Here is a 25945-nt window from a genome sequence, read left to right as displayed (position 1 = left end):
GTGACTTGAGCACAGATGAATTGATCCCCGGTTCCCACAGCGATGTCCTGATCGTGGGCGCGGGCAGCGCCGGATCTGTGGTCGCCGAGCAGCTTTCGGCCGATCCGCGGTGTCTGGTTCGCGTGATCGACGCGGGCCCCGGGCCGTCGGACGCCGGGGTCGCCGCGTTGACGTCCAACGGGTGGCAACTTCCCATCGGATCGGCCAGCCCGTTGGTGGCCAGGTTCGCGGCTCTGATCACCGAATCCCCGCCGCGCACGGTGCCGATCGTGCGGGGTGCGACCGTCGGTGGCTCAGGGGCGGTGAACGGCGGCTACTTCTGCCGGGGCCTGCCGCGGGACTACGACGACTGGGGCCTACCCGGCTGGGCCTGGGCCGATGTGCTGCCACATTTTCGGGCCATCGAGACCGATCTGGATTTCGCCGGCCCCTTCCACGGCGCCAGCGGGCCGGTACCGGTTCGCCGAACTCACGAAATAATCGGCAGTACAGCGTATTTCGTCGATGCGGTGGAATCAGCGGGCTACCGGTGGCTGCCCGACCTGAATGGTGAACCGGTGGGCCCGGGGATGCCGACCGGGATCGGAGCCGTGCCGTTGAACATCGTCGACGGAGTGCGCACTGGCCCCGGCGCGGCATTCCTACAGCCGGTATTGGGCCGGCCCAACCTCGACCTGCGCAGCGGGACCAGGGCGACTCGGATCCGGATCGTCGACGGTCGCGCGCGCGGCGTCGACGTGACGGGTGCGGGCGGGCCGGAGACGCTGACTGCCGACCGGATCGTGTTGTCCTCCGGTGCGATCGGCTCCGCGCACCTGCTGATGTTGTCGGGAGTGGGCCCCGAGACGGTGCTGCGGGGCGTCGGCGTTCCGGTGGTGTTGCCGGCCCCCGTCGGGGCCAGGTGTGCCGATCACCCGGAGTGGGTGCTGCCGACGGACTGGGTGGTGGCGCCGGGGCGGCCGGTTCTGGAGGTCGCGCTGAGTACTGAGGACGACCTGGAGATCCGGCCCTACACCGGCGGCTTCGTCGCGATGGTTGGCGACGGGACCGCGGGCCGTCCCGACTGGCCACATATCGGGGTGGCGCTGATGAAACCGCGTGCCCGTGGCCGCCTCACCCTGGTGTCCGCCGATCCGGCAGTGCCGCCGCACATCGCGCACCGCTACGACAGTGAGCCGGCCGATGTGACCGCGCTGGCACTGGGGGCCGAGCTGGCTCGCGAATTAGTGAGTGGGACAACAGAAGTAGGACCTCCGGCCTGGTCGACATCGCAGCACCTGTGCGGTAGCGCACCGATGGGTGCCGCGGACGACCCGATGGCGGTGCTGGACCCGCAGTGCAGAGTGCGAGGGGTGGCCGGGCTGTGGGTCATCGACGGCTCGATCATGCCGTCGATACCGAGTCGTGGACCGCACGCGACGACGGTGATGCTCGCGCACCGCGCCGCGGAGTTCGTCAAAGCCGGCTAGCGACAGTCGGATCAGGCGTCGGTGAGCGGGGCCAGCGCCTCGGCCAGCAGGGTCGCCGCCACCACGCCGTCGATCACCGGAACACCCAGACGCTGCCGCAGCGGCTCGGCGAACCGCGCCATCGCCGCACAACCCAACACGATCGAGCGGCTGCCATCGGAGGCCAGTGCCCTGGCGCAGACGTCGCCGATGGGATCGATGGTGGCGGGGTCCGAATCGATTCGCAGCACTGGGATATCGGTGGCGTACACCCCGAGACAGGCTGCCGGGGTATAGGCCTTGGCGAGCTCCCAACCGCGGGGCACGGTGGCCGACATCGAGGTGACGACGGAGAACGTCCCTGCGACCAGGGCGGCGGCATGCATCGCGGCTTGGGCGATGCCGAGCACCGGCACGTCGACGAGATCGCGCGCTGCCGCCAGGCCCGGATCACCGAAGCACGCCACCACGTAGGCGTCGGGCCGCTGGGCGCCGGGCCGAGCAGCTGCGGTCCTGATCTGAGCCAGGAGCCCTGGCACACAACGGAGTTCGTCGTCGTCGTTCTCGATACTGGCCGGTCCCTGGTCCGGGTTGACCGCCTCGATCAGCGTCGCCGGGCGGGCGACGCCCTCCGCGCTCGTGGCGATCGCCGCCGTCATCGACGCGGTCGTATTCGGGTTGACCAGCAGTAATCGCACCATGGCCAGGGTAGTCGCGACCGGGTGGATCGGCTCTGCGGGCGTGGTCGCTTGGGTGTGCATTGGCCCTTTCGGCCACTGCCGGATCGGTAGTCTGGTCAGACCGGGGCTCGTGACGGATGCGCTGGATCTCACCGGCAGACGAAGGGGCCACCGATGATCGGCGGACGTAGGGACAGGATCTGCGCCGCGAATGGCCCACGATGGATGGCGCATGGGTAACGGGCGCGTCGATCCGCGCCCGGCGCGTTCCCGCGCCCGGCTACTCCAAGCCGCGACGGCACTGCTGCGGTCCGAGGGGCCTGGTGCGGTCACGTCGATGCAGTGCTCCGTGGGGCAAACGCGGCGCGCGCCACGCCGTATCGCCCCTTTCCCAGTGGAAACGATCTGCTGGCGGCGGCCTTCCAGAGTGTGCTGCCACCCGCGCCGATACCCTCGGCAGACGGCACCCTGCGGGAAATGCTCACCCGACTGCTACAGGATTGGGCGGACCTGATCGGGCAGACCCCGATGATGCTGTCTGCGATGTACTGGGTCGCCCTTGGCGGTGATCTGGAGCAGTATGCGGCACCTTTCGACGCCATCTTCGACAGCCCGCAGGCGGCGGCCGAACTCGGCGAATACGACAGTGTCGCAGCGATTTCCCTGTTGCTGGGTCCGTTGGTCACCGTCAAGATGTCCACCCTGGCCGGGATCGACTACGGCGAGTGCGTCCGGGCTTCCGTGGAGGGATTCCTGCATGTGTACGGCAGGAGAACGGGCATCACCGGACCGAGTACCGAATCGGCAGATGCTTGAGGCCGCCGACGAACGTCGTTGCGGAAAGCTCAGGCGGCCCGGCCAATTCGATCGATTCCAGCCTCGGCACCAGCTCGGTGAACAGGCTGTTCATCTCCATCCTGGCCAGTGCGGCGCCGAGGCAGAAGTGCACCCCGTAACCGAATGACAAGTGCTTGTTGGGATCTCGCGATACATCGAACCGGAACGGCTCGTCGAAGATCTCCTCGTCGCGGTTGCCCGAGACGTAGGCCAGGTACACCGATTCACCCTGCGCGATCGGCACGCCACGCACCTCGGTGTCTGCGGTGGCGGTACGCATGAATTCCTTGACCGGCGTCGTCCACCGGATCATCTCCTCGACCGCGGTGGGCATCAGCGCCGGATCATCGCGCAACCGGGCCAGCTGGTCGGGATAGTCGATCAGGGCGCGCAGGCCACCGGAGATCCCGTCTTTGGTGGTGTCATGGCCCGCGCTGGCCACGATGACGTAGTACGACGCGGTGTCCATATCCGACATCGGCTCGCCGTCGATCAGGCCGTTGGCGATGGCCGAGGCCAGGTCGTCGGTAGGGTGCGCGCGCCGCGACGCAGTCAGGCTGGCGAAATACGTGAAGAAGTCCATCAAGACGGCGAGCATGTCCTCGGGGGTGCCGCCACGCTGGTGCTCGGCATCGTCGCCGCCGAACATCTCCTGGGTGAGCTGCAGCATCCGCGGGAAATCCTCCTCGGGCAGGCCCAGGAGCGAGAGGATCACGTACAGCGGGTAGTTGACCGCGATATCGGTGACGAAATCGCATTCGGGGCCGATATCACGCATCCGGTCCACGTAGCGCCTGGCCAGCTCATCGACCCGAAGTTTCAAGGCGCGCATTGCTTTTGGCCGAAACCAGTCGGCGCCGATCTTGCGCACGTCGCGGTGATGCGGATCGTCCATGTGGATCAATGTGCGCAGCCCGATGCCGGCATCCTGCTGCGCCTGGAGCAGGTCCTCGGCATCGGCAGGCATGAGCAGGGGGCGTGGGCCACTGACGAAGAGGTTGTTCTCCCGCTCGATCGCCATGATGTCGGCATGTTTGGTGATCGCCCAGAAGGGCCGGTACGGCGCGTTGTCCACCCAGGCGACGGGTTCGTTGGCCCGCAGGTTCGTCAGTGCGGCGTGCAGTCGCGGTTCGTCGCTGTACGCCGTCGGATCGGCCAGCACCTGTCCCTCGTCACTGGCCTTGTGCTCCTGCGTCGGGGTGCTCATGCGTGGTCTCCTCACATCTGCGTCATCGTTACTTGACGGCCGTCAAGTTCAGTCTTGTGGAGCGACGGCCGTTCCGTCAGCACTTTGCCCAACAATCGTCTCGTCTACCCTCGGACGCGTGCCGCTTGGACCGTCCCGTCGATGCCTCAAGGCTCTTGCGGCGATAGTCCTGGTGATGGCGGTGGTGGCCGGTTGCGGACACGACGCCGACCCGTCGCCGTCGGACTCGATGGGCCCGGCCGAGGTTCAGCCCGCCGATCCCGGGCTGGCGGCCGGCGTGGTGAAAACCAAGTCTGGCGTGGTACGCGGCCTGGTGAGCTCGAATTATCAGCTGTTCGAAGGCATCCCGTACGCGGCAGATCCCGTCGGTCCGCTGCGCTGGCAGCCGCCGCAGCCGCCGCTGACCTGGCCGGGCATGCGCGATGCGAGCAAGACGGGTCCGCGCTGCATCCAGGACACCTCCCAGGACCCCGATTTCGGCAGGATGACCGGTGAGGGTTGCCTGTCGCTGAATGTGTGGTCGCCTGCCGGGGCGGCAGGGCGCCCCGTGATGGTCTGGTTCCACGGCGGGGCGTTCATCAACGGCAGCAGCGATCTGTACGGCGCCCGCGCGTTGGCCACCAAGGGCGACATCGTCGTCGTCACCGTCAACTACCGGTTGGGGGCGCTCGGCTTCCTCGCCCATCCCGCCCTCGGCGAACCAGGCCGGGTCGGCAACTACGGGCTGCAGGACCAGCAGGCCGCGCTGCGCTGGGTCAAGGAGAACATCGCCGGTTTCGGCGGCGACCCGGCCAAGGTCACAATCGCCGGAGAATCGGCGGGCGGAATGTCGGTCTGCGATCACCTGGTGGCCCCCGAATCGGCCGGGCTGTTCCGGGCCGCGATCATCCAGAGCGGCCCGTGTCAGGCCCAGGCGCCGCTGGCGACCGCGGAGCAGAGCAGCCTGACCTACGCCCGCTCGGTGGGCTGTCCCGATCCGGCGACTGCGGCCGCGTGCCTGCGCGCCCTGCCGCCGAGCGCGCTGGAGGCGCCGCCGTGGTACTTCCACATCGGTGCGGACGGGCTCACCGGACCTGTCACGGGCACATCGACGCTGCCGGTGGACCCCGTCACGGCGGCCGCGTCCGGCGGTGCGGCGCGGGTACCGGTGCTGATCGGTACCAACCATGACGAATTCACCTTGTTCACGGCCATCCAGTACCTGCGCAACGGCCGGTTGCCCACGGCTGCGGAGTATCCGAAAGAACTGTCCGACACCTTCGGTGCCGACGGGTCCGCGGTCGCGGAGCACTATCCGTTGTCCCGGTATGGCGGCAGCGTGGCGCGGGCCTACTCGGCGGCAGTGACAGACGGGGTGTTCGCCTGCCTGGCGGACCGGATGGCCGGTGATCTCGCGGCCGCCGCGCCCGTCTATGCCTACGAATTCAACGATCCCGATGCACCTGCGCCGGAAGCGCTGCGCCACGTACCGTTCCCGATCGGAGCCAGCCACTCCCTGGAACTGCGCTATCTGTTCGATGTCGGCGGCGCACCGCCGCTGAACCCGGTACAACAGAAGTTGTCCGACGAGATGATCGGGTACTGGAGTGAATTCGTCAGTACCGGGGTGCCCGGGATGACCGGGATGCCGGTCTGGCCTCAGGTCGACACCCACGTGCAGGCCCGACCCACCATGTCCTTCCAGCCTGGCGGCAGCCGGGTCATCACGACATTCGCCGAGGATCACCAGTGCGGATTCTGGGCCGGCGCCGGCGAACTTCGAGGTGCGCGATGAGCACTCCTGATCCGCAGTCCTTCGCCAACGACTGGGTGCAGGCCTGGAACCGCCACGATGTCGAGGCCGTTCTCCAGCACTTCCACGACGACGTCGAGTTCACCTCGCCCGTCGCGGCCCAGGTACTGCCCGAGACCGGGGGAGTCGTGCGCGGGAAGGAGGCGCTTCGCACCTACTGGACCACCGCGCTGGCGCTGGTGCCCGCGCTGCGGTTCGAGGTCGTGGGTGTGTACGCGGGACAGTCCGTCCTGGTGATCAACTACCGCAACGAACGGGGCGGGCTGGTCAACGAGGTGCTGATCTTCGACGGCGACCAGGTGCGCGAGGGGCACGGCACCTACGGCCCCGTCAGCCGACCGGCGTCACCCAGGTAGTGATCTCGGCGTGCACGACCTCGGCGCCGCTGCGATCGGTGATGCTGACGGGCACCACCAGTTCGACGCCGGCCGTGAGCAGGCTGAAGTCCGGCGGGTTCACCCGGGCGGTGGCGCGCAGCGAGGTGGTCGCCGTCGCCAGGTACTGCACAGTCATCGCCTTCGGGATCCAACGATGAGTAGTGGGCACCGTGGCTTCCATCAGCATGCCCATCGCCACCTCCGCGGCATTGCACGACGCGATCGCATGCACGGTGCGCAAGTGGTTGTGGACGAAGAACCATTTAGGAACCGCGACCTGCGCGAAACCGGGTTCCATCCGCTCGACGTGGGGGAGCACCGTAGCGAAATACGGCACGCGGGCCATCGCGGCCACCGAGAACAGCCGACTGCCGCCCGGACGCCCGGTCAGCCGTTGCCATGTGCGGTATGTGACGGTGGAAGTGCCCATCCGACGGATCTTACTCGGCAGTAATATCCTCGGGGCCGGTCAGCTGACCAGGGATTTGGAGCACGCCCGGTTCTGAGGCATACTGTTCGGGTTGCCTTGAGCCGGGTTCGCTCGCCAGGGCTACGACCGGCGCCCTTACGGGCGCGTCCGGTCCCACCTTAGATCGCGATGAATATTTCGAAGCGGTCAAGGCTGCGTGAGGGCGACACACCCGACCGCGGGGGCCGGTGAACCAGAGACAGGTAAACAGCGGCGGCGTACAAGCGCGAACAGCGCTGTGACCAGGCCAGGCCCGAATGGGCCCAGTATTAGTGAGGTAGGACAAGCGTGGCGGGACAAAAGATCCGCATCAGGCTCAAGGCCTACGACCACGAGGCGATTGACGCCTCGGCGCGCAAGATCGTCGAGACGGTCACCCGTACGGGCGCCAGCGTGGTCGGCCCGGTGCCGCTGCCGACGGAAAAGAACATCTACTGCGTCATCCGGTCCCCGCATAAGTACAAGGACTCGCGGGAGCACTTCGAGATGCGCACCCACAAACGCCTGATCGACATCCTCGATCCCACGCCGAAGACGGTCGACGCGCTGATGCGCATCGATCTGCCGGCCAGCGTCGACGTCAACATTCAGTAGGAGACCCGAGAAAAATGGCTAGAAAAGGCATTTTGGGCACCAAGCTGGGCATGACGCAGGTGTTCGACGAGAACAACAAGGTTGTGCCGGTCACGGTCGTCAAGGCCGGACCCAACGTGGTGACCCGCATCCGTACCCAAGAGCTCGACGGCTACAGCGCCGTGCAGCTCGCCTACGGCGAGATCAGCCCGCGCAAGGTGACCAAGCCGGTCACCGGTCAGTTCGCTGCCGCTGGTATCAACCCGCGTCGGCACCTCGCCGAGCTGCGGCTCGATGACGAGGCCGCCGCCGCCGACTACGAGGTCGGTCAGGAACTGACCGCCGAGATCTTCGCCGACGGTGCTTACGTCGACGTGACCGGTACCTCCAAGGGCAAGGGCTTCGCCGGCACCATGAAGCGTCACGGCTTCAAGGGCCAGGGCGCCAGCCACGGTGCGCAGGCCGTGCACCGCCGGCCGGGCTCGATCGGTGGCTGCGCCACCCCGGGTCGTGTCTTCAAGGGCACCCGGATGTCGGGCCGGATGGGTAGCGACAAGATCACCACGCAGAACCTGAAGGTGCACAAGGTCGACGCCGCGAACGGCGTGCTGTTGATCAAGGGCGCCATCCCGGGTCGCAACGGCGGACTGGTCATGGTGCGCAGCGCGATCAAACGAGGTGAGAAGTAGTCATGGCTCTCAAGATTGATGTTCAGACGCCCGCGGGCAAGAAGGACGGCAGCGTCGAGTTGCCTGCCGAACTGTTCGACGTGGAAGCCAACATCGCGCTGATGCATCAGGTGGTCACCGCGCAGCTGGCCGCCAAGCGTCAGGGCACGCACTCCACCAAGACCCGCGGTGAGGTCTCCGGCGGCGGCAAGAAGCCGTACCGGCAGAAGGGCACCGGCCGCGCCCGTCAGGGCTCGACCCGTGCTCCGCAGTTCAAGGGTGGCGGTGTCGTGCACGGCCCGCAGCCGCGTGACTACAGCCAGCGCACCCCGAAGAAGATGATCGCCGCGGCTTTACGCTCCGCACTTTCTGATCGGGCGCGCAACGAGCGCATCCATGCGATCACCGAACTGGTCGAAGGGCAGACTCCGTCGACCAAGAGTGCCAAGACGTTCCTGTCGACTCTGACGGAGAACAAGAAGGTGCTCATCGTGATCGGCCGCAGCGATGAGGTCGGCGCCAAGAGCGTGCGGAACCTGCCCGGTGTGCATGTCATCTCGCCGGATCAGCTCAACACCTACGACGTGCTCAACGCCGATGACGTGATCTTCAGTGTCGAAGCGCTGGACGCGTACATCAGCTCCAACAGCAAGCAGGAGGCTTCAGTCTGATGGCAACCATCACTGACCCCCGCGACATCATCCTGGCCCCGGTCATCTCGGAGAAGTCGTACGGGCTGATCGAGGACAACGTGTACACGTTCGTCGTGCACCCGGACTCGAACAAGACCCAGATCAAGATCGCGATCGAGAAGATCTTCAAGGTCAAGGTCGACTCGGTGAACACGCTGAACCGGCAGGGCAAGCGCAAGCGCACCCGCGCGGGCTACGGCACCAGGAAGAGCACCAAGCGTGCGCTGGTGACCCTGGCCCCCGGCAGCAAGCCGATCGATCTGTTCGGAGCACCGGCCTAGCCGGGGCGGAAGCACAGAGGACATATAAGACATGGCAATTCGCAAATACAAGCCGACGACCCCGGGTCGTCGCGGCTCCAGCGTCTCCGATTTCGCCGAGATCACTCGTTCGACTCCGGAGAAGTCGCTGATTCGCCCGCTGCACAGCACCGGCGGCCGCAACGCACACGGTCGGATCACCACCCGTCACAAGGGTGGCGGTCACAAGCGCGCCTACCGCGTCATCGATTTCCGTCGCCACGACAAGGACGGCATCAACGCCAAGGTCGCGCAGATCGAGTACGACCCCAACCGCACCGCGAACATCGCGCTGCTGCACTACCTGGACGGCGAGAAGCGCTACATCATCGCGCCGCAGGGTCTGCATCAGGGCGACACGATCGAGCAGGGGCCGAACGCCGACATCAAGCCGGGTAACAACCTGCCGCTACGCAACATCCCGGCCGGTACCGTGATCCACGCTGTGGAGCTGCGTCCCGGTGGCGGTGCCAAGCTGGCCCGCTCCGCCGGTGTCAGCATCCAGCTGCTGGGCAAGGAAGGCAGCTACGCCGCCCTCCGGATGCCCAGCGGTGAGATCCGCCGTGTCGACGTGCGCTGCCGCGCCACCGTCGGCGAGGTCGGAAACGCCGAGCAGTCGAACATCAACTGGGGTAAGGCCGGCCGGATGCGGTGGAAGGGCAAGCGCCCGACCGTCCGTGGTGTGGTGATGAACCCGGTCGACCACCCGCACGGCGGTGGTGAGGGTAAGACCTCCGGTGGTCGCCACCCGGTCAGCCCGTGGGGTAAGCCCGAGGGCCGCACCCGCAAGCCCAACAAGCCGAGCGACAAGCTCATCGTCCGACGCCGGCGCACCGGCAAGAATAAGCGCTAGGAGTAGCCAGCGATGCCACGCAGCCTGAAGAAGGGCCCGTTCGTCGACGACCATCTGCTCAAGAAGGTCGACGTTCAGAACGAGAAGAACAGCAAGCAGGTCATCAAGACCTGGTCCCGTCGGTCGACCATCATCCCCGACTTCATCGGACACACCTTCGCCGTCCACGACGGTCGCAAGCACGTGCCGGTGTTCGTCTCCGAGTCGATGGTCGGGCACAAGCTCGGCGAGTTCGCTCCGACGCGGACTTTCAAGGGTCACATCAAGGACGACCGGAAAGCGAAGCGGCGGTAATGAGTACTCCATCTGCAACAGTCGCGTATCCGTCCGCCCAGGCGGTGGCACGCTACGTGCACATCTCCCCGACGAAGGCGCGCCGGGTCATCGACCTGGTCCGCGGTAAGTCAGTGGCCGAAGCGCTGGACATCCTGCGCTGGGCTCCCCAGGACGCCAGCCTGCCGGTCGCCAAGGTGATCGCCAGTGCAGCGGCCAACGCGCAGAACAACGAAGGTCTCGACCCGGCCACCCTGGTCGTCGCGACGGTCTTCGCCGACGGTGGTCCGACTGCCAAGCGCATCCGGCCGCGGGCGCAGGGCCGGGCGTACCGGATCCGTAAGCGCACCAGCCACATCACGGTGATCGTCGAGAGCCGTCCCGATAAGAAGAGCGGGCAGAGGGGCTCCACGTCGGCCAGCGCCACGCGCTCGCGTCGTGCGCAGGCCAGCAAGGCTGCCGCCGCGAAGACCGCACCTGCCAAGACTGCTGAGGCTTCTGACGAAGCGAAGGGAGGCTCGCAGTAGTGGGCCAGAAGATCAACCCCCACGGCTTCCGGCTCGGTATCACCACCGACTGGAAGTCCCGGTGGTACGCCGACAAGCAGTACTCGGAGTACGTCAAGGAAGACGTCGCGATCCGTCGGCTGCTGGCCACCGGCCTCGAGCGCGCCGGTATCGCCGACGTCGAGATCGAGCGCACCCGTGACCGGGTCCGCGTCGATATCCACACCGCGCGTCCCGGCATCGTCATCGGCCGCCGCGGCACCGAAGCCGACCGCATCCGTGCGGACCTGGAGAAGCTGACCGGCAAGCAGGTTCAGCTCAACATTCTCGAGGTCAAGAACCCCGAGTCGGTCGCCCAGTTGGTGGCCCAGGGTGTCGCCGAGCAGCTCAGCAACCGCGTGGCGTTCCGCCGTGCGATGCGCAAGGCCATCCAGTCGGCGATGCGCCAGCCCAACGTCAAGGGCATCCGGGTGCAGTGCTCGGGCCGCCTCGGCGGGGCTGAGATGAGCCGTTCGGAGTTCTACCGCGAAGGTCGCGTTCCCCTGCACACCCTGCGGGCGGACATCGACTACGGCCTCTACGAGGCAAAGACCACCTTCGGCCGCATCGGTGTGAAGGTCTGGATCTACAAGGGCGACATCGTCGGTGGCAAGCGTGAGCTGACCGCCGCCGCTCCCGCGGGCGCTGACCGTCCGCGTCGTGAGCGTCCGACGGGCGCCACCCGGCCGCGTCGCAGCGGTGCCTCGGGCACCACCGCGACGAGCACCGACGCCGGTCGGGCGGCTACCGAAAACCCGGCAGAGGCGCCGGTTGCCACTGAGGCGCCGGCCGTCACTGAGGCTGCAGCCGCCCCGGCGCCGGCAGCAGAAGGCACGGAGAGCTAGATATGTTGATTCCCCGCAAGGTCGCGCACCGTAAGCAGCACCACCCCCGCCAGCGCGGGATCGCCAGTGGCGGCACCGCGGTGAGCTTCGGTGACTACGGCATCCAGGCGCTGGAGCACACGTATCTCACCAACCGCCAGATCGAGGCAGCTCGTATCGCCATCAACCGCCACATCAAGCGTGGTGGCAAGGTGTGGATCAACGTGTTCCCCGACCGTCCCCTGACCAAGAAGCCCGCCGAGACCCGCATGGGTTCCGGCAAGGGCTCGCCGGAATGGTGGATCGCCAACGTGAAGCCCGGACGCGTGTTGTTCGAGCTGAGCTACCCCGACGAAAAAATTGCCCGGGAAGCACTGACCCGCGCAATCCACAAGCTGCCGATCAAGGCACGCATCATTACCCGAGAGGAGCAGTTCTGATGGCAGTGGGAATCTCTGCTGGCGAACTGCGCGAGCTCACCGACGAAGAGTTGGCCGAGCGCGTCCGCGAGTCCAAGGAAGAGCTGTTCAACCTGCGCTTCCAGATGGCCACCGGCCAGCTCGACAACAATCGTCGGCTCCGTACGGTGCGACAGGAAATTGCGCGTGTGTACACAGTGCTGCGCGAACGTGAACTGGGTCTGGCCTCCGGACCCGATGGTGAGGATTCGTAATGGCAGAGACAACTGGCGAGAAGCACACGCCCGTCACCGAGAAGCCGCGCGGCCGTCGTAAGACCGCCATCGGCTACGTGGTGAGCGACAAGATGCAGAAGACCATCGTGGTCGAGCTCGAAGCGCGTCACCGGCACCCGTTGTACGGCAAGATCATTCGTACGACGACCAAGGTCAAGGCGCATGACGAGAACGGCACCGCCGGTATCGGTGACCGGGTTTCGCTGATGGAGACCCGGCCGCTGTCGGCGACCAAGCGCTGGCGCCTGGTCGAGGTCCTCGAGCGCGCCAAGTAGTAGCTCGCAAACGCTTTACCACGTGAAAGCTCCCGCACGCACCGCGTGTAGGGAGCTTTTGCCTTTGTCTGGTGTCGAGGCGAACTGGCGAACATATCTGGCAAATGCCTGCAGCAATGCTGTGGCGGCGAGTACGTCGTTGCCGAGGAGCGTCCGGTGGCGTGGACGTCTGATGCACGGCGGTACGTTACCGGCCGCGAATACCATCGGTGAGTGGCATTTTCAGGTTAGACTGCGGCGCGCGATCGTCTGTCTGGCCGGGAGAGGCGGGGAGTGCCCGGTAATGCATCGGCGCTTGCTGTCGATAATCTAGCAACACACTTTGCTGGATTATCAATTCGTGGCACGTGAAGTGTCACTGTACCGCTGCCTGATGTGAACCTGCATTCCGGTGCCGCCGCCGCTGCGCTCTGGGAAAGCTACTGGTGGAAGCCCTCTTTGGGCCCTCTCTGGGCCGCCTAGGGTGCCGCGATCTTCATTGGCGCCCATTTGCCTTTATTTTTGGCGAATATTGGCGGGTTGTTTGCGGGGGTTAAGAATTCCCATTACGATTCGGCGGTGATTGCTGCTTGGAGGACTGTTCGCGCGCTGGTGGCACTGTGTGCGGCTACGGTTGCTGTCGGTATCAGTTCGCCGCAAGCATGGTCAGCTCCCGGCGACGGCGGGCTGGTTGCGGACTTCCCCCGCCTCGGACTCGAGCAGGTCGGGGCCGATTCCACCTTGGCCTTCTACGGTTCCCAGGGCGTCACCTCGATCACGCTTCCCGTCCCACCAGGGCTGGTGCCGTCGGAACTGACCGCGGTGGCCGAGCTACCGGTGAATCTGGGCAGCGGGACTTTGACTGTGACGCAAGGCAACCGGACGCTGTCACGGGTGGTCCTGCCCAATGTGGACCGGTTGCCGATCACCATTCCACTCGACGGCGTTGCCGTCGAGGACAACGCGGTGACACTGACCTTGCGTACCTACCTGTCGCCAATCGCCGGCTACTGCCTGGATCCGACCAACCCGCTGCGGCTGACCGACGCCGGCATCGTCTACTCGGGTTCGGAGAATCCGCCGAAAGCCATTGCCGATTTCCTGCCCCCAATCCTGCAGCGCATCAACCTCTTTGTGTCACCGACACCGACGCGTGCCGAATCCGATGCCGCCATCCGGCTTGCGACAGCGGTGGTGGCGCACTACGGCAAACAGAACACAGCTGTGACGGTTTCGCCGCTGGGCCAGGGCGAGACCGCTCCGCCACAACCGTCGCAACCGATGGAGCGCAACGTCGTCATCAGAGAAGACCCCGACGCCGGCATTTCGCTGGTGGGCGATGTCGGAGTCCCCGCGCTGATCATCAGCGGACCCGCCAGTGAGCTGACCAATCAGAGCCGGCTGATGTCCAGCGGTCTGAGCCGGCTGGCACTGAGCTCGAAAGCCGTTGTCGGGCCACTGCGCTCGAGCCCCCAACTCGCGGCCGACAACACGACGATGCGCCAGCTCGGCCAGCCTGGCGTCAACGCGACGGCACTGTCGCCACAGGTCTCCATCGCGCTGGACCAGACCCGCCTGGGCAGGCCGGCCCACGACATCCGGATACACCTGCAGGGTTCCTACACCCCGCTCCCGCCGACGATCGGCGGTCAGCTGATTGCCGCCATCGGGGGCGAGGTGATCGACCGTTGGCCCGCCGACAGCAGCGGCTCGATCAACCGCTGGGTGAACATCCCCGACCGGTTGCTGCAGCGTTATACGAACCTCGGTGTCGCGCTGAACATCAGCGGTGACACCGGCCGCTGCGGCGAGTTCCAGCCGATCACTCTGACGATCGACGGAGACAGCGCGATCCAGAGTGCACTGTCCATCCCGCCGGTACCCGGTGGATTCCAGGCACTGCCGCAGGCGTTCATGCCACGGGTGCAGGTTGGCATCGGCGACAGCTTCGACGACACCCGGCGCGCGGTCTCGATTCTGGTGGGCCTGCAGCGTCTGAGCGCACTGCCGATCGAGACCGCCGTCAAGTCCGTCCCCGAGGCCATCTCCTCGGAAGGGCCCGCAGTGCTGGTCGCCGCGGACGGTTGGACCGACTCGTCGATCACGTTGCCGGTCGCCACGAACACCTCCGGCGAGCTCACTGTTCAGAACGTCGACGGCAGCGGAGCCGAAGGCAAGCTCACGCTGGACCCCGGTTCGCCGTTCGGCTCGCTGCAGACGATGTTCGACGGAAAGCGCACCTTGCTGATCGCCACCTCGAACAACGCGCCCGATCAGCTCGACGGTCTGCTGATATGGCTCGACTCCGACGTCGAGCACTGGTCGCGTCTGAACGGGAACGCGCTGATCGAAGCGCCGGGGCGCCCGCCGATGCAGCTGTCCACCGATGTGGCCGCCGCGCCGGAAGGACCGAGCCAGAACCGGACAGCGCTGTACCTGGGTATCGGTGCCGGGGTGGTTGCGCTGGTCGTCGTGGGCGCGGGACTGATCGTCCTGCGTAGCAGACGACCCCAGGGCTAACCGTGACCGCGATCGCACCCGCCGATACCGATCCGCCGAAGGTCCCGTCTTTTTCGGAGCGGTACTACGGCACGCATCCGTTCATCAGGGTGGCGCTGCGGTGGTTGTTGATACTCGGCAGTACGACGGTCGCATTCTGGCCGAGTCTGGTCAGCTTGGCCTACACCACCCGACACGGCGGGGTCGGCGGCTACGTCTGGGTCGTGCCGATCGCGGCGATGCTGGTTGCCATCGGGGTTGCTCGCCGTAATCGCGACGAGTTGCCGATCCACGACCGGCAGACCGACATCATCGTCGGGATCATGGGCCTGGTGCTGGCGCTGCTGGTCAAAGGTGTCCTGCTGGCCCGCTTCGATCTGTACTTCCACCTGCTGCGCCTCGATCTGGTGGCGATGTGGCTGTTCGTGCTGAGCAGCAGCATCGTGCTGTTCGGGCTGCGCCCGGTGACCCGATTCGGGTGGGTCTGGTACCTGCTGTTGATGGTGTTCCCGCTGCCGTACTACCTGATGGTGATCGTGTTCGGCGGCGGCAACTTCGCCGCCGGTGCCGCAACGATGGCCATCGCGAGCACCGCCACCGCGATCGCGGTGGGCCGAACGCACCGGCGCGGGTTACTGGGCCTACTGGCGTCGCTGGCTGTCGGGCTCGCCGTGCTGGCAGTCATGTACACGTTCTTCCCCGATGCGCCACTGCTCGTCTACCAGCAGGTCCCGGCCTACACCTCGATCATCGTGGTCGGACTCGCCATGTACTTGCGGGCCCGCCGCGGCACGCCCAAGCGCATGCTGGACCGCAAGGTGGAACCTCTTGCCGCCAAACAGGTCTGGTCCGCCGTGCCGTTGGTGATCGCGGTGGCCGTCGCACTCGCTGTGGTTCACCTTCCCCCACAGGCGGATTCGACGGTCATCAGCCGGGCCGCTCCGGGCGAGCTGACGTTCGGCCAACCGGTGGTAGCGCCCGCGGGGTGGCAGACCACGGGCCGCATCAACTATCGCCAGGTGGATCGGTTCTACGGCACCGATGCCGTGCTGGTGCGGCAGGCGATGACCGCGGATGTCGGCGACCCGCGTTTCGACAAGTTCTCCCGTCCCCGGACCGTCATGGTGGACAACATCGTCAGTAACCGACCGTTCTCCTTTGAGGTGTACCCGGGCCGGATGGTCTACGGCCTGACCGACTCCCGGTTCAGCGTGACCCGGACCGTGGACCTCGGCTACGGCGTGAAAGGGCAACTGCTCTCGGTGGTCGACGACAACCTGCTGATCACCTGGAACTCGCTGCGCTTCGCGTGGGGCAGCAGCAGTCTCAGCCAGCGCATCACCGTTTTCGCCGTCGACAACCACGATCAGAACGCGCCGTTCCCGACGCCGACCGGCACTCTGATGTCGACGCTGCGCACGATGTTCACGCTGCTGTTCCGCGGGAACGCCGTCCTCGACGAGAACGCGCCGAGTTACAAAGACGCCGACCTGCTGACCGAGTTCGGTCGTGAGTTGGTGGCCGCCCAGTTCGGCGCATTGGGGAGTTCGCAATGAGCACTCATACCGAGGACCCGGTTACCGGCCCGGACCCTGAGGTCAGCCAGGAAACCCGGATGTACCGGCTCGACCGCGCGATCAACGGGCTGCGCGAGGACGACCCGCTGGGGTCGGCCTCGATTCCGGTGACCAAACGCCAGCGAGCGGTCCTGTGGGCGCTGTTGATCATCGTGATCGGCTGCGCCATCTGGGATCCGATGAAAACCGCGGTCGGTCTGATCGGGGTCTGCACATTCGGCTACCTGCTGACCATGGGTGATCGTTTGATGATCTTCCGGCAGGGGCTGGCGTCGCGGGCAATCGAGATCACCGAGGAAGAAGCCCGCGAGATCCCGGATGCCGACCTGCCCAAGTACACGATCCTGGTGCCGGCCTACAACGAGCCGGAGGTGGTCGGTGACCTGATCGGCGCCATGGCGCGGCTGGAGTACCCGACCGACAAGCTCCAGGTGCTGTTGCTGTTGGAGGAGGACGACGACGTCACCATCGCGGCCGCGAAGAACTGCGCCGAATCCGATGCGATCAGCCTCTGTCTCGTCCCGCCGGCCGAGCCCCGCACGAAGCCCAAGGCCTGTAACTACGGCCTGCATTTCGCGACCGGCGACATCATCACCATTTACGACGCCGAGGATCTTCCCGAGCCGCTTCAGCTGCGCCGCGTGGTGACCGCGTTCAGCATCCTGCCCGACACGGTCGCCTGCATCCAGGCGAAGCTGGTGTACCACAACGGGCATCAGAACATCCTCACCGGATGGTTCACCGCCGAGTACGGTCTGTGGTTCGGCTACCTGCTGCCGGGCATGATGGGCAGCTCATCGCCGATCCCGTTGGGCGGCACCTCAAATCACCTCCGTAAAGAGGTGATGGACAAGATCGGCGCCTGGGATCCGTTCAACGTCACCGAAGATGCCGACCTCGGTCTACGCATCGCCGCGAACGGCTATCGCACCGCCGTCATCGACTCGATCACGCTCGAAGAGGCAAACAGCGACGGAATCAACTGGATCCGGCAGCGCTCCCGCTGGTACAAGGGCTACCTGCAGACCTGGCTGGTGCAGATCCGGCGACCGATCCGGCTGTTGCGCACCATCGGCTTTCGCAACTTCGTCCGGTTCAATCTGGTGCTGGCCGGCACGCCGATCATCGCGGTGCTCAATCTGCTGTTCTGGTTGATCACCGCACTGTGGTTCCTCGGTCAGCCCGGCATCGTCGAAGACGTGTTCCCGCCGGTCATCTACTTCCCGGCGCTGGTTGCGCTGGTACTCGGCAACGCGGCGACGCTGTACATGAACCTGATCGCCCTGCGCGAGGACGACCGGTCGGATCTACTGGTGCCTGCTCTCACGGTGCCCGTTTTCTGGGTGATGATGAGCGTCGCCGCCGCCAAGGGCGTCTACCAGATGATCCGCAATCCGTCCTACTGGGAGAAGACTTTCCACGGGTTGACCGCGAAGGTCGACCTCGACGAACTCGACGCGGAGTCGGCCGAGAAGACATGACCACGATCGGCTGGTCTGACCGCAGACTCAAGCTCTCGGCCTTCTTCATCGCGTTCGCGATCTACCTAGCGGTGGGGTACTGGCTACAGGTGCAGAACGGATTCATCCTCGGCGACGCGCTGTCCCGGGTATCGGCCGCACAGGCCGTGGTGTTCAGCCGAGACCCACACCTGGCCGCCATCGGCTTCATCTTCACCCCGCTGACGGCGCTGGCCCAGGTTCCGCCGATCTTGTTCGCACCACTGTGGCCTGATATCGCCGCACGGGCGTACTCGGGCACGATGATGTCCGCGTTCTTCATGGCCGCCGCTGTCGCGCAGATCCTCACGATGGGCGTCGACCGGGGCTTACCGCGCGGCTACACGTTGGCCATCACCGCGCTGTTCGCGCTGAATCCGATGATCCTTTTCTACGGCTCCAATGGGATGAGCGAGGCGCCGTTCATCTTCTTCATGTCCTGGGCGGTCCGGCGGCTGATCCTGTGGACGCTCGACGACGACGTCCACCATCTGGTCACCGCGGGCGGGATCGCCATGGGTCTGGCGTATCTCACCCGCTACGACGCGGTGGCCTGTATCGCCTCGGCGGGTTTCCTGGTCGGCATCACCACCTACCGGCGGGCCCGTAAGGAACCGCGGGTCCGCAGGGCAATGCTCGATCTGATCATGGTCAGCGTGCCCGGCTTCGTGTCGTTCGTCGGGTGGGCGGCCGTCAGTTGGCTGATCACCGGCGAAGCTTTCGCGCAGTTCACCTCGCAGTACGGCAACAGTGCCATCCTCGAGCAATCCGGTCAGACGAAGCCCAGTTTCGGCACGGGACTAGGGTTCGCGGCTACCTGCACCTTCCTCCTGGCGCCGACGTTGGTCCCGATCGCAGCCTGGGCGGTGATCCGCCGGTGGGGCCGACCCAACTGGCCCGTGCTGCTGGTTCCGCTGCTGATCTACGGTTCGGCGTTGGCATTCCAGGCCTACAGCTATGCATCGGGGTCGACGTTCCCGTTCCTGCGGTTCTACATCATCGCTATTCCGCTCACCGCCTGTCTGGCCATCCTCGCCGTGCCCGACGGGGTGTTGGTGCCCGCGAAGCGCCGCGGTCGATACGCACCGCCGCTGGCTCCGCCGGAACCGCGGCCGCGACGGCTTTGGCTCGGCTACGTACCGGTTGCCGTCGCATTCGCACTGACCATCCCGATCACGGCCTGGGGGATGGGCCAGCCGAAATACGCTCCCCAGGAATACGCACTCGGGGCGGTGCTGGCGCCCCAACCGGACAGTGTCAGCGACCAGAAGGCGCTCGAACACCGGATCGCGGCGTCGTTCTCCACCGAACGCGAGATCGCGCGGTACCTGGAGGGGCTGAACCTCCCCAAGAGTTCGGTGATCACCGACACCATCTACGGATTCGCGATCATCGCGGCATCGGAGCGCCCTGATACCTTCGTCATCCCCTCGGATCCGGACTTCACCGCGCTGCTCAACAGCCCCTCGGAATTGGGGGTGAAATACCTACTCGCGGTGCCGCCGTCGGGCCGCGGTACCGCCGACGCGCTCAACCGGCGCTATCCCACGCTGTATGAGACCGGCGCCGATATCGCGACGCTGGAACTGGAAATTCCCAACGATGGTGACAGCCAGCCGAACTGGCGGTTGTACCGGGTGAACGAGCCGGTGCCGAAGCGATAGCAGGGACGGCTGGCCGTGGCGGGCGCCGTCGGCGATTGCCCTGTTGGTGAGTAATAGTCGGTGTACTGTGCGGGCGACGGTGGGATAGCGAAGGCGACTCCGCCACAACGAGAACGGAGTCTTCGATGGCCACTGAGTTCCAGGGCAAGATCGAGCTCGATATCCGTGATTCAGAACCAGATTGGGGTCCGTTCGCGGCGCCGACCGCTCCTGAGGGGGCACCGAACGTGCTCTACCTGGTGTGGGATGACACCGGGATCGCCACCTGGGACTGTTTCGGCGGCCTGGTCGATATGCCGAATATGAGCCGGATTGCCGAACGCGGTGTCCGGTTGTCGCAGTTCCACACCACCGCCTTGTGCTCGCCCACCCGGGCGTCGCTGCTGACGGGGCGCAATCCCACCAGCGTCGGGATGGCGACCATCGAGGAGTTCACCGACGGATTCCCCAACTGCAGCGGCCGCATTCCGTTCGAGACCGCCCTGCTGCCCGAGGTGCTCTCCGAGCGGGGCTGGAACACCTACTGCGTGGGCAAATGGCATCTGACGCCGCTGGAGGAGTCCAATCTCGCCTCGACCAAACGGCACTGGCCGCTCTCGCGTGGGTTCGAGCGCTTCTACGGCTTCATGGGCGGCGAGACCGACCAGTGGTATCCGGAGCTGGTCTACGACAACCATCCGGTGGCGCCGCCCGCGACCCCGGAAGAGGGCTATCACCTCTCCAAGGACATCGCCGACCGGACCATCGAATTCATCCGCGACGCCAAGGTGATCGCGCCCGACCGGCCATGGTTCTCCTATGTCTGTCCCGGTGCGGGACACGCACCGCACCACGTGTTCAAGGAGTGGGCCGACCGCTACGCCGGGCGTTTCGACATGGGGTACGAGCAGTACCGCGAAATCGTGCTGGAGAACCAGAAACGGATGGGCATCGTCCCGTCCGACACCGAACTGTCGCCGATCAATCCGTACGCGGAGGCCACCGGCGCCAACGGCGAAGCGTGGCCACTGCAGGACACCGTGCGCCCGTGGGATTCGCTGAACGACGAGGAGAAGCGGCTGTTCTCCCGGATGGCCGAGGTGTTCGCCGGGTTCATGAGCTACACCGACGACCAGATCGGCCGGGTCCTGGACTATCTGGAAGAGTCCGGCCAGCTGGACAACACGATCATCGTGGTGATCTCCGACAACGGCGCCAGCGGCGAAGGCGGCCCCAACGGATCGGTGAACGAGGTCAAGTTCTTCAACGGCTATATCGACACCGTCGAGGAAAGCATGCGGTTTTTCGATCAGCTCGGCGAACCGGCGACGTACAACCACTATCCGACCGGCTGGGCGATGGCCTTCAACACGCCCTACAAGTTGTTCAAGCGCTACGCCTCCCACGAAGGTGGTATCGCCGATCCGGCCATCATCTCCTGGCCCAACGGCATTGCGGCACAAGGTGAAGTGCACGACAACTACGTCAACGTCGCCGATATCACCCCGACGGTGTTGGACCTGCTCGGCATCACTCCGCCCGCCACCGTGCGGGGTATTCCGCAGAAACCGCTCGAAGGTGTCAGTTTCCGTGCAGCACTGCAGAATTCGGATACGCCGACGGGCAAGACCACCCAGTTCTACACGATGCTCGGCACCCGCGGTATCTGGCATCAGGGCTGGTTCGCCAACACTGTTCACGCCGCCAGCCCGGCCGGCTGGGGCCATTTCGACGACGACCGCTGGGAGCTGTATCACATTGCCTCAGACCGCAGTCAGTGCCGCGACCTGGCCGCCGAGCAGCCGGAGAAATTGGCGGAGCTGAAGGCGCTGTGGTTCTCGGAGGCGCAGAAGTACAACGGCCTCCCACTGGCCGATCTGAACATTCTCGAGACGATGATGCGTCCGCGGCCCTACCTGTCGGTGGACCGCAAGAACTTCACCTATTACCCGGGTACCGCCGAGGTCGGGATCGGAGCGGCGGTGGAACTGCGCGGCCAGTCCTACTCGGTGCTCGCCGAGGTGGTCGTCGATTCACCTGACGCCGCAGGGGTGCTGTTCAAACACGGCGCCGGCCACGGCGGGCACGTGCTGTTCATCCAGAACGGCCAGCTGAACTACGTCTACAACTTCATGGGCGAGCTCGAGCAGCGCATGTGGTCAGCGGATCCAGTTCCGTTGGGCAGTCACGTATTCGGGGTTCGCTATGACCGCACCGGCACCGTCGAGGGCAGCCACACCCCGCTGGGGGAACTCTCGCTCTACATCGACGACGAGGTGGTGACGACCCTTGGTGGTGTGCAGATCCATCCCGGCATGTTCGGGCTGGCAGGCGGTGGAGTGGGCGTCGGACGCAACGACGGGCAGGCGGTGTGCAGCGCCTATCAGGCGCCGTACCCGTTCACCGGCGGCACCATCGTCAAAGTCGTCGTCGACACCTCTGGGACGCCGTACATCGACACCGAGAGGGAACTGGCGGCAGCCTTCGCCAGAGACTGACATGCGTTGGTTTGGCGCGGTTTCGGTGGCTTCGGCGTTGCTCGTCGCCGGCTGCGGCGGGGACGCGACCGAGCTCACCACCACCACTGCATCCGCCGGACCGCCGGCCACCGCGGGGATGCCCGGCCCGACCTCGGTGTCCACGACGTCGTCGGACGCCGTGGAGATGCCGGCCTACGGTGTCGAACCCACCACGCGAACCCCGTTGCCGCCGAACGCCGATACCTGCAAGGCGGACAACACGGGAACCGTCACTTTCGCGGCCAACGTCGCCGATCCGGCCGCGCCGAACATCGTGGTGGCGGTGCCCGCCGGATTCCTGCCGTCGTCGGGGGAGGGTGATATCGCTGCGACGATGCCAGGACCGGACCGCATGTCGGCGACCGTCACGATCGCGGCCACCGATCTGGAACCCGAGGCCGCATTCAAGAAGTACGCCGACAGCATCACCAGAAACAAGGAGTACAGCTCCCTCAGTGTTCTCCCTGGCGATCTGTGTGGCTACAGCGGGCAGCGATTGATGGGAAGTGTGGCCGACAAGCCGGGACAGGCAGTCGAATTCCGCGACCGCATCGCGCACATCTGGACCAACACGAAGAACTATCTGGTTGCCATCCATCTGCAGGGGCCCGGCGACACGGCGGGATTCGACGCCGCAGAGTCGCAGCTGATGGCGAACTTCGGCATCCGAATACCCTGAACACGTGCTCAGCGAGCTGATCGAAGTGCCAGGCGCGTCCTTTCAGATGGGGTCGACGCGGTTCTACCCCGAGGAAGCACCGTGCCGTACCGCGACGGTGTCGTCGTTCGCGATGGAGCGCCACCCGGTCACCAACGCGCAGTTCGCCGACTTCGTTGACGCGACCGGCTACGTCACCGTCGCCGAACAACCGCTGGACCCGGCGCTCTATCCCGGGGTTGCCGAGGCGGATCTCCTGCCGGGTGCGCTCACCTTCCGGCCGTCGGCGGCCCCTGTCGACCTGCGCGACTGGCGGCAGTGGTGGGACTGGACGCCCGGCGCGTGCTGGCGACACCCCTTCGGGCCGGACAGCGGGGTGCAGGACCGGCTCGACCACCCGGTGGTGCAGGTGGCCTATCCCGACGCCGTCGCCTATGCGCGGTGGACGGGCCGGCGGTTACCCACCGAAGCGGAGTGGGAGTACGCCGCTGGTGGCGGGGCCACCTCCGTCTACGCCTGGGGCGATGAGCCGGCGCCTGGCGGGGTGCTGATGGCCAACACCTGGCAGGGGCGCTTTCCCTACCGCAACGACGGTGCCGCGGGCTGGGTCGGCACGTCCCCGGTGGGCGCGTTCCCGGCCAACGGACTCGGCCTGGTGGACATGATCGGCAACGTCTGGGAATGGACTTCCACCAGGTACGAGAGGTGGTTCGGTGCACACCATCGGCCGGGGGAGTCCGCACCGCAGGCCTCCTGCTGCCCGCCGCCCGCCGTTGCGGACCCGGCGGTGAATCAGGCCCTCAAGGGTGGATCGCATCTGTGCGCGCCGGAGTACTGCCACCGATACCGTCCCGCCGCCCGTTCGCCCCAGTCCCAGGACAGCTCGACGACGCATATCGGATTCCGGTGCGTGGTCGACCGGTTCTGAGGCCGACCTGGGACGATTTGGGTATTACCTGGTCGTCCCCTAGAATCTAGGGGTTGCCTTGAGCAGACCTCGGTTCATCACGAACCCTGCGTGCTCTTTGGGTGGCCGCTTCAGTAACAAGACCGCGCACGTCAGGTCGGCATCTGCCGTGCACACAGTAACCAGGTCGAGGAGATCTAGTGATTCAGCAGGAATCGCGGGTGAAGATCGCCGATAACACGGGTGCCAAGGAAATCTTGTGCATCCGGGTGCTCGGTGGTTCGTCGCGCCGCTACGCCGGCATCGGTGATGTCATCGTGGCGACCGTGAAGGACGCCATCCCCGGCGGCAACGTCAAGAAGGGCGATGTGGTCAAGGCCGTCATCGTCCGCACCGTCAAAGAGCGCCGCCGCGCCGACGGTAGCTACATCAAGTTCGACGAGAACGCGGCCGTCATCATCAAGGCCGACAACGATCCGCGTGGCACCCGCATCTTCGGCCCGGTCGGCCGCGAGCTGCGCGAGAAGAAGTTCATGAAGATCGTCTCGCTGGCTCCGGAGGTGCTGTAGATGAAGATCCATAAGGGCGACACCGTTCTGGTCATCGCAGGCAAAGACAAGGGCGCCCGGGGCAAGGTCCTGCAGGCGTTCCCGACCCGTAACCGCATCCTCGTCGAGGGCGTGAACCGGATCAAGAAGCACACCGCCGTCTCGCAGAACGAGCGTGGCGCGTCCTCGGGCGGCATCGTCACCCAGGAAGCCGCGATCCACGTGTCCAACGTGATGGTCATCGACTCCGACGGCAAGCCGGCCCGCATCGGCTACCGCACCGACGAGGAGTCCGGCAAGCGCGTCCGCGTCTCCAAGCGCAATGGCAAGGACATCTGACATGACAACCGCTGAGACTGAAACCAATCCGTTGGAAAAAACACAGCCGCGGCTGAAGACCCGCTACCGCGAAGAGATCCGCCCCGCCCTGAACACCGAGTTCAACTACGCCAACGTGATGCAGATCCCGGGCGTGGTGAAGGTCGTCGTCAACATGGGTGTCGGTGACGCCGCCCGCGACGCGAAGCTGATCAACGGCGCGGTCAACGACCTGGCGCTGATCACCGGCCAGAAGCCGGAGATCCGCAAGGCCCGCAAGTCGATCGCCCAGTTCAAACTGCGTGAAGGCATGCCGATCGGTGCGCGGGTGACCCTGCGCGGCGACCGGATGTGGGAATTCCTCGACCGGCTCATCTCGATCGCGCTGCCGCGTATCCGTGACTTCCGTGGCCTGTCGGCCAAGCAGTTCGACGGCACCGGCAACTACACCTTCGGTCTGACCGAGCAGTCGGTGTTCCACGAGATCGACGTGGACTCCATCGACCGTCCCCGTGGCATGGACATCACCGTCGTCACCTCGGCGACTAACGACGATGAAGGTCGGGCGCTGCTGCGGGCCCTCGGCTTCCCGTTCAAGGAGAACTGAGCAGATGGCAAAGAAGGCATTGGTCAACAAGGCCAACAAGAAGCCGAAGTTCGCGGTGCGCGGTTACACCCGCTGCAACCGCTGTGGCCGTCCGCACGCGGTGTACCGCAAGTTCGGGCTGTGCCGCATCTGCCTGCGCGAGATGGCACATGCCGGCGAACTGCCCGGCGTCCAGAAGTCCAGCTGGTAACCGGAACACTCCGGCCCACAGACCCTAGTTAAAGGTGCGCAGTAGGCCCGCACAGTATGTGCAGGGAACCGCTGCGAGGAAGGTGACACCGCTGTCATGACAATGACGGATCCAATCGCAGACTTCTTGACGCGTCTGCGTAACGCCAACTCGGCGTATCACGACGAGGTGACTTTGCCGCACTCGAAGATCAAGGCGAACATCGCCGAGATCCTCAAGAGCGAGGGTTACATCAACGACTACCGCACCGAAGATGCCCGCGTGGGCAAGTCGCTGGTGGTCTCGCTCAAGTACGGCCCCAGCCGTGAGCGCAGCATCGCCGGCCTCCGCCGGGTCAGCAAGCCCGGTCTTCGCGTCTATGCAAAAAACACCAATCTGCCCCGCGTGTTGGGTGGCCTCGGCGTGGCGATCATCTCCACGTCCTCGGGTCTACTGACCGACCGCCAGGCGTCCCGTCAGGGCGTCGGCGGCGAAGTCCTCGCGTACGTCTGGTAG

The 25945-nt window shown here is 65.7% G+C and carries 29 protein-coding genes and 1 pseudogene; 27 read left to right on the top strand and 3 right to left on the bottom strand.

All coding sequences use genetic code 11. From position 1 onward, the window contains the following. The first annotated feature begins 20 nt into the window (after positions 1–20). Positions 21–1469: a mycofactocin dehydrogenase MftG gene (gene mftG, locus H7J73_RS15775; RefSeq protein ID WP_435405510.1), complete on the top strand. Its 1449-nt coding sequence runs from the start codon at positions 21–23 to the stop codon at positions 1467–1469. 11 nt (positions 1470–1480) lie between these two features. Here mftG and H7J73_RS15770 read toward each other — a convergent pair whose 3' ends face one another. Next, positions 1481–2209: an aspartate/glutamate racemase family protein gene (locus tag H7J73_RS15770; protein ID WP_264068390.1), complete on the bottom strand. Its 729-nt coding sequence runs from the start codon at positions 2207–2209 to the stop codon at positions 1481–1483. Positions 2210–2360: 151 nt separating this feature from the next. Between H7J73_RS15770 and H7J73_RS15765 the strand changes: the two are divergent. Next, a pseudogene (locus H7J73_RS15765) lies at positions 2361–2944 on the top strand (TetR/AcrR family transcriptional regulator). Here H7J73_RS15765 and H7J73_RS15760 read toward each other — a convergent pair. Next, entirely contained in the window at positions 2910–4172 is a 1263-nt protein-coding gene (locus tag H7J73_RS15760) for a cytochrome P450 (RefSeq protein WP_264068389.1), read from the bottom strand. The pseudogene H7J73_RS15765 and the gene H7J73_RS15760 sit on opposite strands and share 35 nt — an antisense overlap. 175 nt (positions 4173–4347) lie before the next feature. On the opposite strand from H7J73_RS15760, the gene H7J73_RS15755 reads away from it, so the two are divergent. Then, on the top strand, positions 4348–5946 hold the full coding sequence (locus tag H7J73_RS15755) for a carboxylesterase/lipase family protein (RefSeq protein ID WP_264068547.1): 1599 nt from the start codon (positions 4348–4350) through the stop codon (positions 5944–5946). Continuing rightward, positions 5943–6320 carry a nuclear transport factor 2 family protein gene (locus tag H7J73_RS15750; RefSeq protein ID WP_264068388.1) on the top strand — a complete coding sequence of 126 codons (378 nt, stop codon included), beginning with the start codon at positions 5943–5945 and terminating at the stop codon, positions 6318–6320. The genes H7J73_RS15755 and H7J73_RS15750 overlap by 4 nt, the downstream gene beginning before the upstream one ends. Here the strand turns inward: H7J73_RS15750 and H7J73_RS15745 are convergent. After that, positions 6295–6771 (bottom strand): hotdog fold domain-containing protein, encoded by a 477-nt coding sequence (locus tag H7J73_RS15745; protein ID WP_264068387.1) that lies wholly within the window; start codon positions 6769–6771, stop codon positions 6295–6297. The genes H7J73_RS15750 and H7J73_RS15745 overlap by 26 nt on opposite strands. Positions 6772–7098: 327 nt before the next feature. On the opposite strand from H7J73_RS15745, the gene rpsJ reads away from it, so the two are divergent. The 23 genes from rpsJ (at position 7099) to rpsH (ending at position 25945) form a co-directional block, all read left to right on the top strand. Further along, a complete protein-coding gene (rpsJ, locus tag H7J73_RS15740) occupies positions 7099–7404 on the top strand; it encodes a 30S ribosomal protein S10 (protein ID WP_003925843.1) in 306 nt (101 codons plus the stop codon). A gap of 14 nt (positions 7405–7418) precedes the next feature. Continuing rightward, entirely contained in the window at positions 7419–8072 is a 654-nt protein-coding gene (gene rplC / locus H7J73_RS15735; RefSeq protein WP_264068385.1) for a 50S ribosomal protein L3, read from the top strand. Positions 8073–8074: 2 nt separating this feature from the next. Continuing rightward, entirely contained in the window at positions 8075–8722 is a 648-nt protein-coding gene (rplD, locus tag H7J73_RS15730; RefSeq protein ID WP_264068384.1) for a 50S ribosomal protein L4, read from the top strand. After that, on the top strand, positions 8722–9024 hold the full coding sequence (rplW, locus tag H7J73_RS15725; protein WP_264068383.1) for a 50S ribosomal protein L23: 303 nt from the start codon (positions 8722–8724) through the stop codon (positions 9022–9024). Before rplD ends, rplW begins: the two co-directional genes overlap by 1 nt. Positions 9025–9055: 31 nt before the next feature. Continuing rightward, entirely contained in the window at positions 9056–9895 is an 840-nt protein-coding gene (gene rplB, locus H7J73_RS15720; RefSeq protein WP_264068382.1) for a 50S ribosomal protein L2, read from the top strand. Between the two features lie 12 nt (positions 9896–9907). Continuing rightward, positions 9908–10189 carry a 30S ribosomal protein S19 gene (gene rpsS / locus H7J73_RS15715; RefSeq protein WP_264060403.1) on the top strand — a complete coding sequence of 94 codons (282 nt, stop codon included), beginning with the start codon at positions 9908–9910 and terminating at the stop codon, positions 10187–10189. Next, positions 10189–10695, top strand: a complete 507-nt coding sequence (gene rplV / locus H7J73_RS15710; protein WP_264068381.1) for a 50S ribosomal protein L22 — start codon at positions 10189–10191, stop codon at positions 10693–10695. Before rpsS ends, rplV begins: the two co-directional genes overlap by 1 nt. Then, on the top strand, positions 10695–11558 hold the full coding sequence (rpsC, locus tag H7J73_RS15705; RefSeq protein ID WP_264068380.1) for a 30S ribosomal protein S3: 864 nt from the start codon (positions 10695–10697) through the stop codon (positions 11556–11558). The genes rplV and rpsC overlap by 1 nt, the downstream gene beginning before the upstream one ends. 2 nt (positions 11559–11560) lie before the next feature. After that, entirely contained in the window at positions 11561–11977 is a 417-nt protein-coding gene (gene rplP / locus H7J73_RS15700; protein ID WP_264068379.1) for a 50S ribosomal protein L16, read from the top strand. After that, positions 11977–12210: a 50S ribosomal protein L29 gene (gene rpmC, locus H7J73_RS15695; protein WP_264068378.1), complete on the top strand. Its 234-nt coding sequence runs from the start codon at positions 11977–11979 to the stop codon at positions 12208–12210. Before rplP ends, rpmC begins: the two co-directional genes overlap by 1 nt. Then, the gene (rpsQ, locus tag H7J73_RS15690; protein ID WP_264068377.1) at positions 12210–12506 is read left to right on the top strand and encodes a 30S ribosomal protein S17; all 297 of its coding nucleotides are present in this window, start codon (positions 12210–12212) and stop codon (positions 12504–12506) included. The genes rpmC and rpsQ overlap by 1 nt, the downstream gene beginning before the upstream one ends. Before the next feature lie 558 nt (positions 12507–13064). After that, positions 13065–15005, top strand: coding sequence for a hypothetical protein (locus H7J73_RS15685; RefSeq protein ID WP_264068376.1), 1941 nt, complete (start codon positions 13065–13067; stop codon positions 15003–15005). 2 nt (positions 15006–15007) lie between these two features. Next, positions 15008–16540 carry a hypothetical protein gene (locus H7J73_RS15680; RefSeq protein WP_264068375.1) on the top strand — a complete coding sequence of 511 codons (1533 nt, stop codon included), beginning with the start codon at positions 15008–15010 and terminating at the stop codon, positions 16538–16540. Beyond that, positions 16537–18042 (top strand): glycosyltransferase, encoded by a 1506-nt coding sequence (locus tag H7J73_RS15675; protein ID WP_264068374.1) that lies wholly within the window; start codon positions 16537–16539, stop codon positions 18040–18042. Before H7J73_RS15680 ends, H7J73_RS15675 begins: the two co-directional genes overlap by 4 nt. After that, entirely contained in the window at positions 18039–19724 is a 1686-nt protein-coding gene (locus tag H7J73_RS15670; protein ID WP_264068373.1) for a glycosyltransferase family protein, read from the top strand. Before H7J73_RS15675 ends, H7J73_RS15670 begins: the two co-directional genes overlap by 4 nt. A gap of 125 nt (positions 19725–19849) precedes the next feature. Beyond that, positions 19850–22201, top strand: coding sequence for an arylsulfatase (locus tag H7J73_RS15665; protein ID WP_264068372.1), 2352 nt, complete (start codon positions 19850–19852; stop codon positions 22199–22201). Between the two features lies 1 nt (position 22202). Further along, positions 22203–22901 carry a hypothetical protein gene (locus H7J73_RS15660; RefSeq protein WP_264068371.1) on the top strand — a complete coding sequence of 233 codons (699 nt, stop codon included), beginning with the start codon at positions 22203–22205 and terminating at the stop codon, positions 22899–22901. 4 nt (positions 22902–22905) lie between these two features. Then, positions 22906–23808, top strand: a complete 903-nt coding sequence (locus H7J73_RS15655; protein ID WP_264068370.1) for a formylglycine-generating enzyme family protein — start codon at positions 22906–22908, stop codon at positions 23806–23808. Between the two features lie 179 nt (positions 23809–23987). Beyond that, a complete protein-coding gene (gene rplN, locus H7J73_RS15650; RefSeq protein ID WP_264068369.1) occupies positions 23988–24356 on the top strand; it encodes a 50S ribosomal protein L14 in 369 nt (122 codons plus the stop codon). Beyond that, positions 24357–24674 carry a 50S ribosomal protein L24 gene (rplX, locus tag H7J73_RS15645; protein WP_264068368.1) on the top strand — a complete coding sequence of 106 codons (318 nt, stop codon included), beginning with the start codon at positions 24357–24359 and terminating at the stop codon, positions 24672–24674. Position 24675: 1 nt separating this feature from the next. Further along, positions 24676–25260, top strand: coding sequence for a 50S ribosomal protein L5 (gene rplE / locus H7J73_RS15640; protein ID WP_264068367.1), 585 nt, complete (start codon positions 24676–24678; stop codon positions 25258–25260). A 4-nt stretch (positions 25261–25264) separates the two neighbouring features. Then, a complete protein-coding gene (locus tag H7J73_RS15635) occupies positions 25265–25450 on the top strand; it encodes a type Z 30S ribosomal protein S14 (RefSeq protein ID WP_083736047.1) in 186 nt (61 codons plus the stop codon). A 96-nt stretch (positions 25451–25546) separates the two neighbouring features. Continuing rightward, on the top strand, positions 25547–25945 hold the full coding sequence (rpsH, locus tag H7J73_RS15630) for a 30S ribosomal protein S8 (RefSeq protein WP_264068365.1): 399 nt from the start codon (positions 25547–25549) through the stop codon (positions 25943–25945).

Source organism: Mycolicibacterium komossense, assembly GCF_025822605.1.
Classification (GTDB): Bacteria; Actinomycetota; Actinomycetes; order Mycobacteriales; family Mycobacteriaceae; genus Mycobacterium; species Mycobacterium komossense.
Note: the sequence above shows the minus strand (reverse complement) of the source record. Positions and strands in the feature narration are given on the sequence as shown.

What these genes read in the sequence shown, in the direction of transcription:
- H7J73_RS15770 (WP_264068390.1), bottom strand. Translation starts at nt 2,209, where the DNA reads ATGCACACCCAAGCGACCACGCCCGCAGAGCCGATCCACCCGGTCGCG.
- H7J73_RS15760 (WP_264068389.1), bottom strand. Translation starts at nt 4,172, where the DNA reads ATGAGCACCCCGACGCAGGAGCACAAGGCCAGTGACGAGGGACAGGTG.
- H7J73_RS15755 (WP_264068547.1), top strand. Translation starts at nt 4,348, where the DNA reads ATGGCGGTGGTGGCCGGTTGCGGACACGACGCCGACCCGTCGCCGTCG.
- H7J73_RS15750 (WP_264068388.1), top strand. Translation starts at nt 5,943, where the DNA reads ATGAGCACTCCTGATCCGCAGTCCTTCGCCAACGACTGGGTGCAGGCC.
- H7J73_RS15745 (WP_264068387.1), bottom strand. Translation starts at nt 6,771, where the DNA reads ATGGGCACTTCCACCGTCACATACCGCACATGGCAACGGCTGACCGGG.
- rplC (WP_264068385.1), top strand. Translation starts at nt 7,419, where the DNA reads ATGGCTAGAAAAGGCATTTTGGGCACCAAGCTGGGCATGACGCAGGTG.
- rplD (WP_264068384.1), top strand. Translation starts at nt 8,075, where the DNA reads ATGGCTCTCAAGATTGATGTTCAGACGCCCGCGGGCAAGAAGGACGGC.
- rplW (WP_264068383.1), top strand. Translation starts at nt 8,722, where the DNA reads ATGGCAACCATCACTGACCCCCGCGACATCATCCTGGCCCCGGTCATC.
- rplB (WP_264068382.1), top strand. Translation starts at nt 9,056, where the DNA reads ATGGCAATTCGCAAATACAAGCCGACGACCCCGGGTCGTCGCGGCTCC.
- rpsS (WP_264060403.1), top strand. Translation starts at nt 9,908, where the DNA reads ATGCCACGCAGCCTGAAGAAGGGCCCGTTCGTCGACGACCATCTGCTC.
- rplV (WP_264068381.1), top strand. Translation starts at nt 10,189, where the DNA reads ATGAGTACTCCATCTGCAACAGTCGCGTATCCGTCCGCCCAGGCGGTG.
- rplP (WP_264068379.1), top strand. Translation starts at nt 11,561, where the DNA reads ATGTTGATTCCCCGCAAGGTCGCGCACCGTAAGCAGCACCACCCCCGC.
- rpmC (WP_264068378.1), top strand. Translation starts at nt 11,977, where the DNA reads ATGGCAGTGGGAATCTCTGCTGGCGAACTGCGCGAGCTCACCGACGAA.
- rpsQ (WP_264068377.1), top strand. Translation starts at nt 12,210, where the DNA reads ATGGCAGAGACAACTGGCGAGAAGCACACGCCCGTCACCGAGAAGCCG.
- H7J73_RS15675 (WP_264068374.1), top strand. Translation starts at nt 16,537, where the DNA reads ATGAGCACTCATACCGAGGACCCGGTTACCGGCCCGGACCCTGAGGTC.
- H7J73_RS15670 (WP_264068373.1), top strand. Translation starts at nt 18,039, where the DNA reads ATGACCACGATCGGCTGGTCTGACCGCAGACTCAAGCTCTCGGCCTTC.
- H7J73_RS15665 (WP_264068372.1), top strand. Translation starts at nt 19,850, where the DNA reads ATGGCCACTGAGTTCCAGGGCAAGATCGAGCTCGATATCCGTGATTCA.
- H7J73_RS15660 (WP_264068371.1), top strand. Translation starts at nt 22,203, where the DNA reads ATGCGTTGGTTTGGCGCGGTTTCGGTGGCTTCGGCGTTGCTCGTCGCC.
- rplX (WP_264068368.1), top strand. Translation starts at nt 24,357, where the DNA reads ATGAAGATCCATAAGGGCGACACCGTTCTGGTCATCGCAGGCAAAGAC.
- rplE (WP_264068367.1), top strand. Translation starts at nt 24,676, where the DNA reads ATGACAACCGCTGAGACTGAAACCAATCCGTTGGAAAAAACACAGCCG.
- H7J73_RS15635 (WP_083736047.1), top strand. Translation starts at nt 25,265, where the DNA reads ATGGCAAAGAAGGCATTGGTCAACAAGGCCAACAAGAAGCCGAAGTTC.
- rpsH (WP_264068365.1), top strand. Translation starts at nt 25,547, where the DNA reads ATGACAATGACGGATCCAATCGCAGACTTCTTGACGCGTCTGCGTAAC.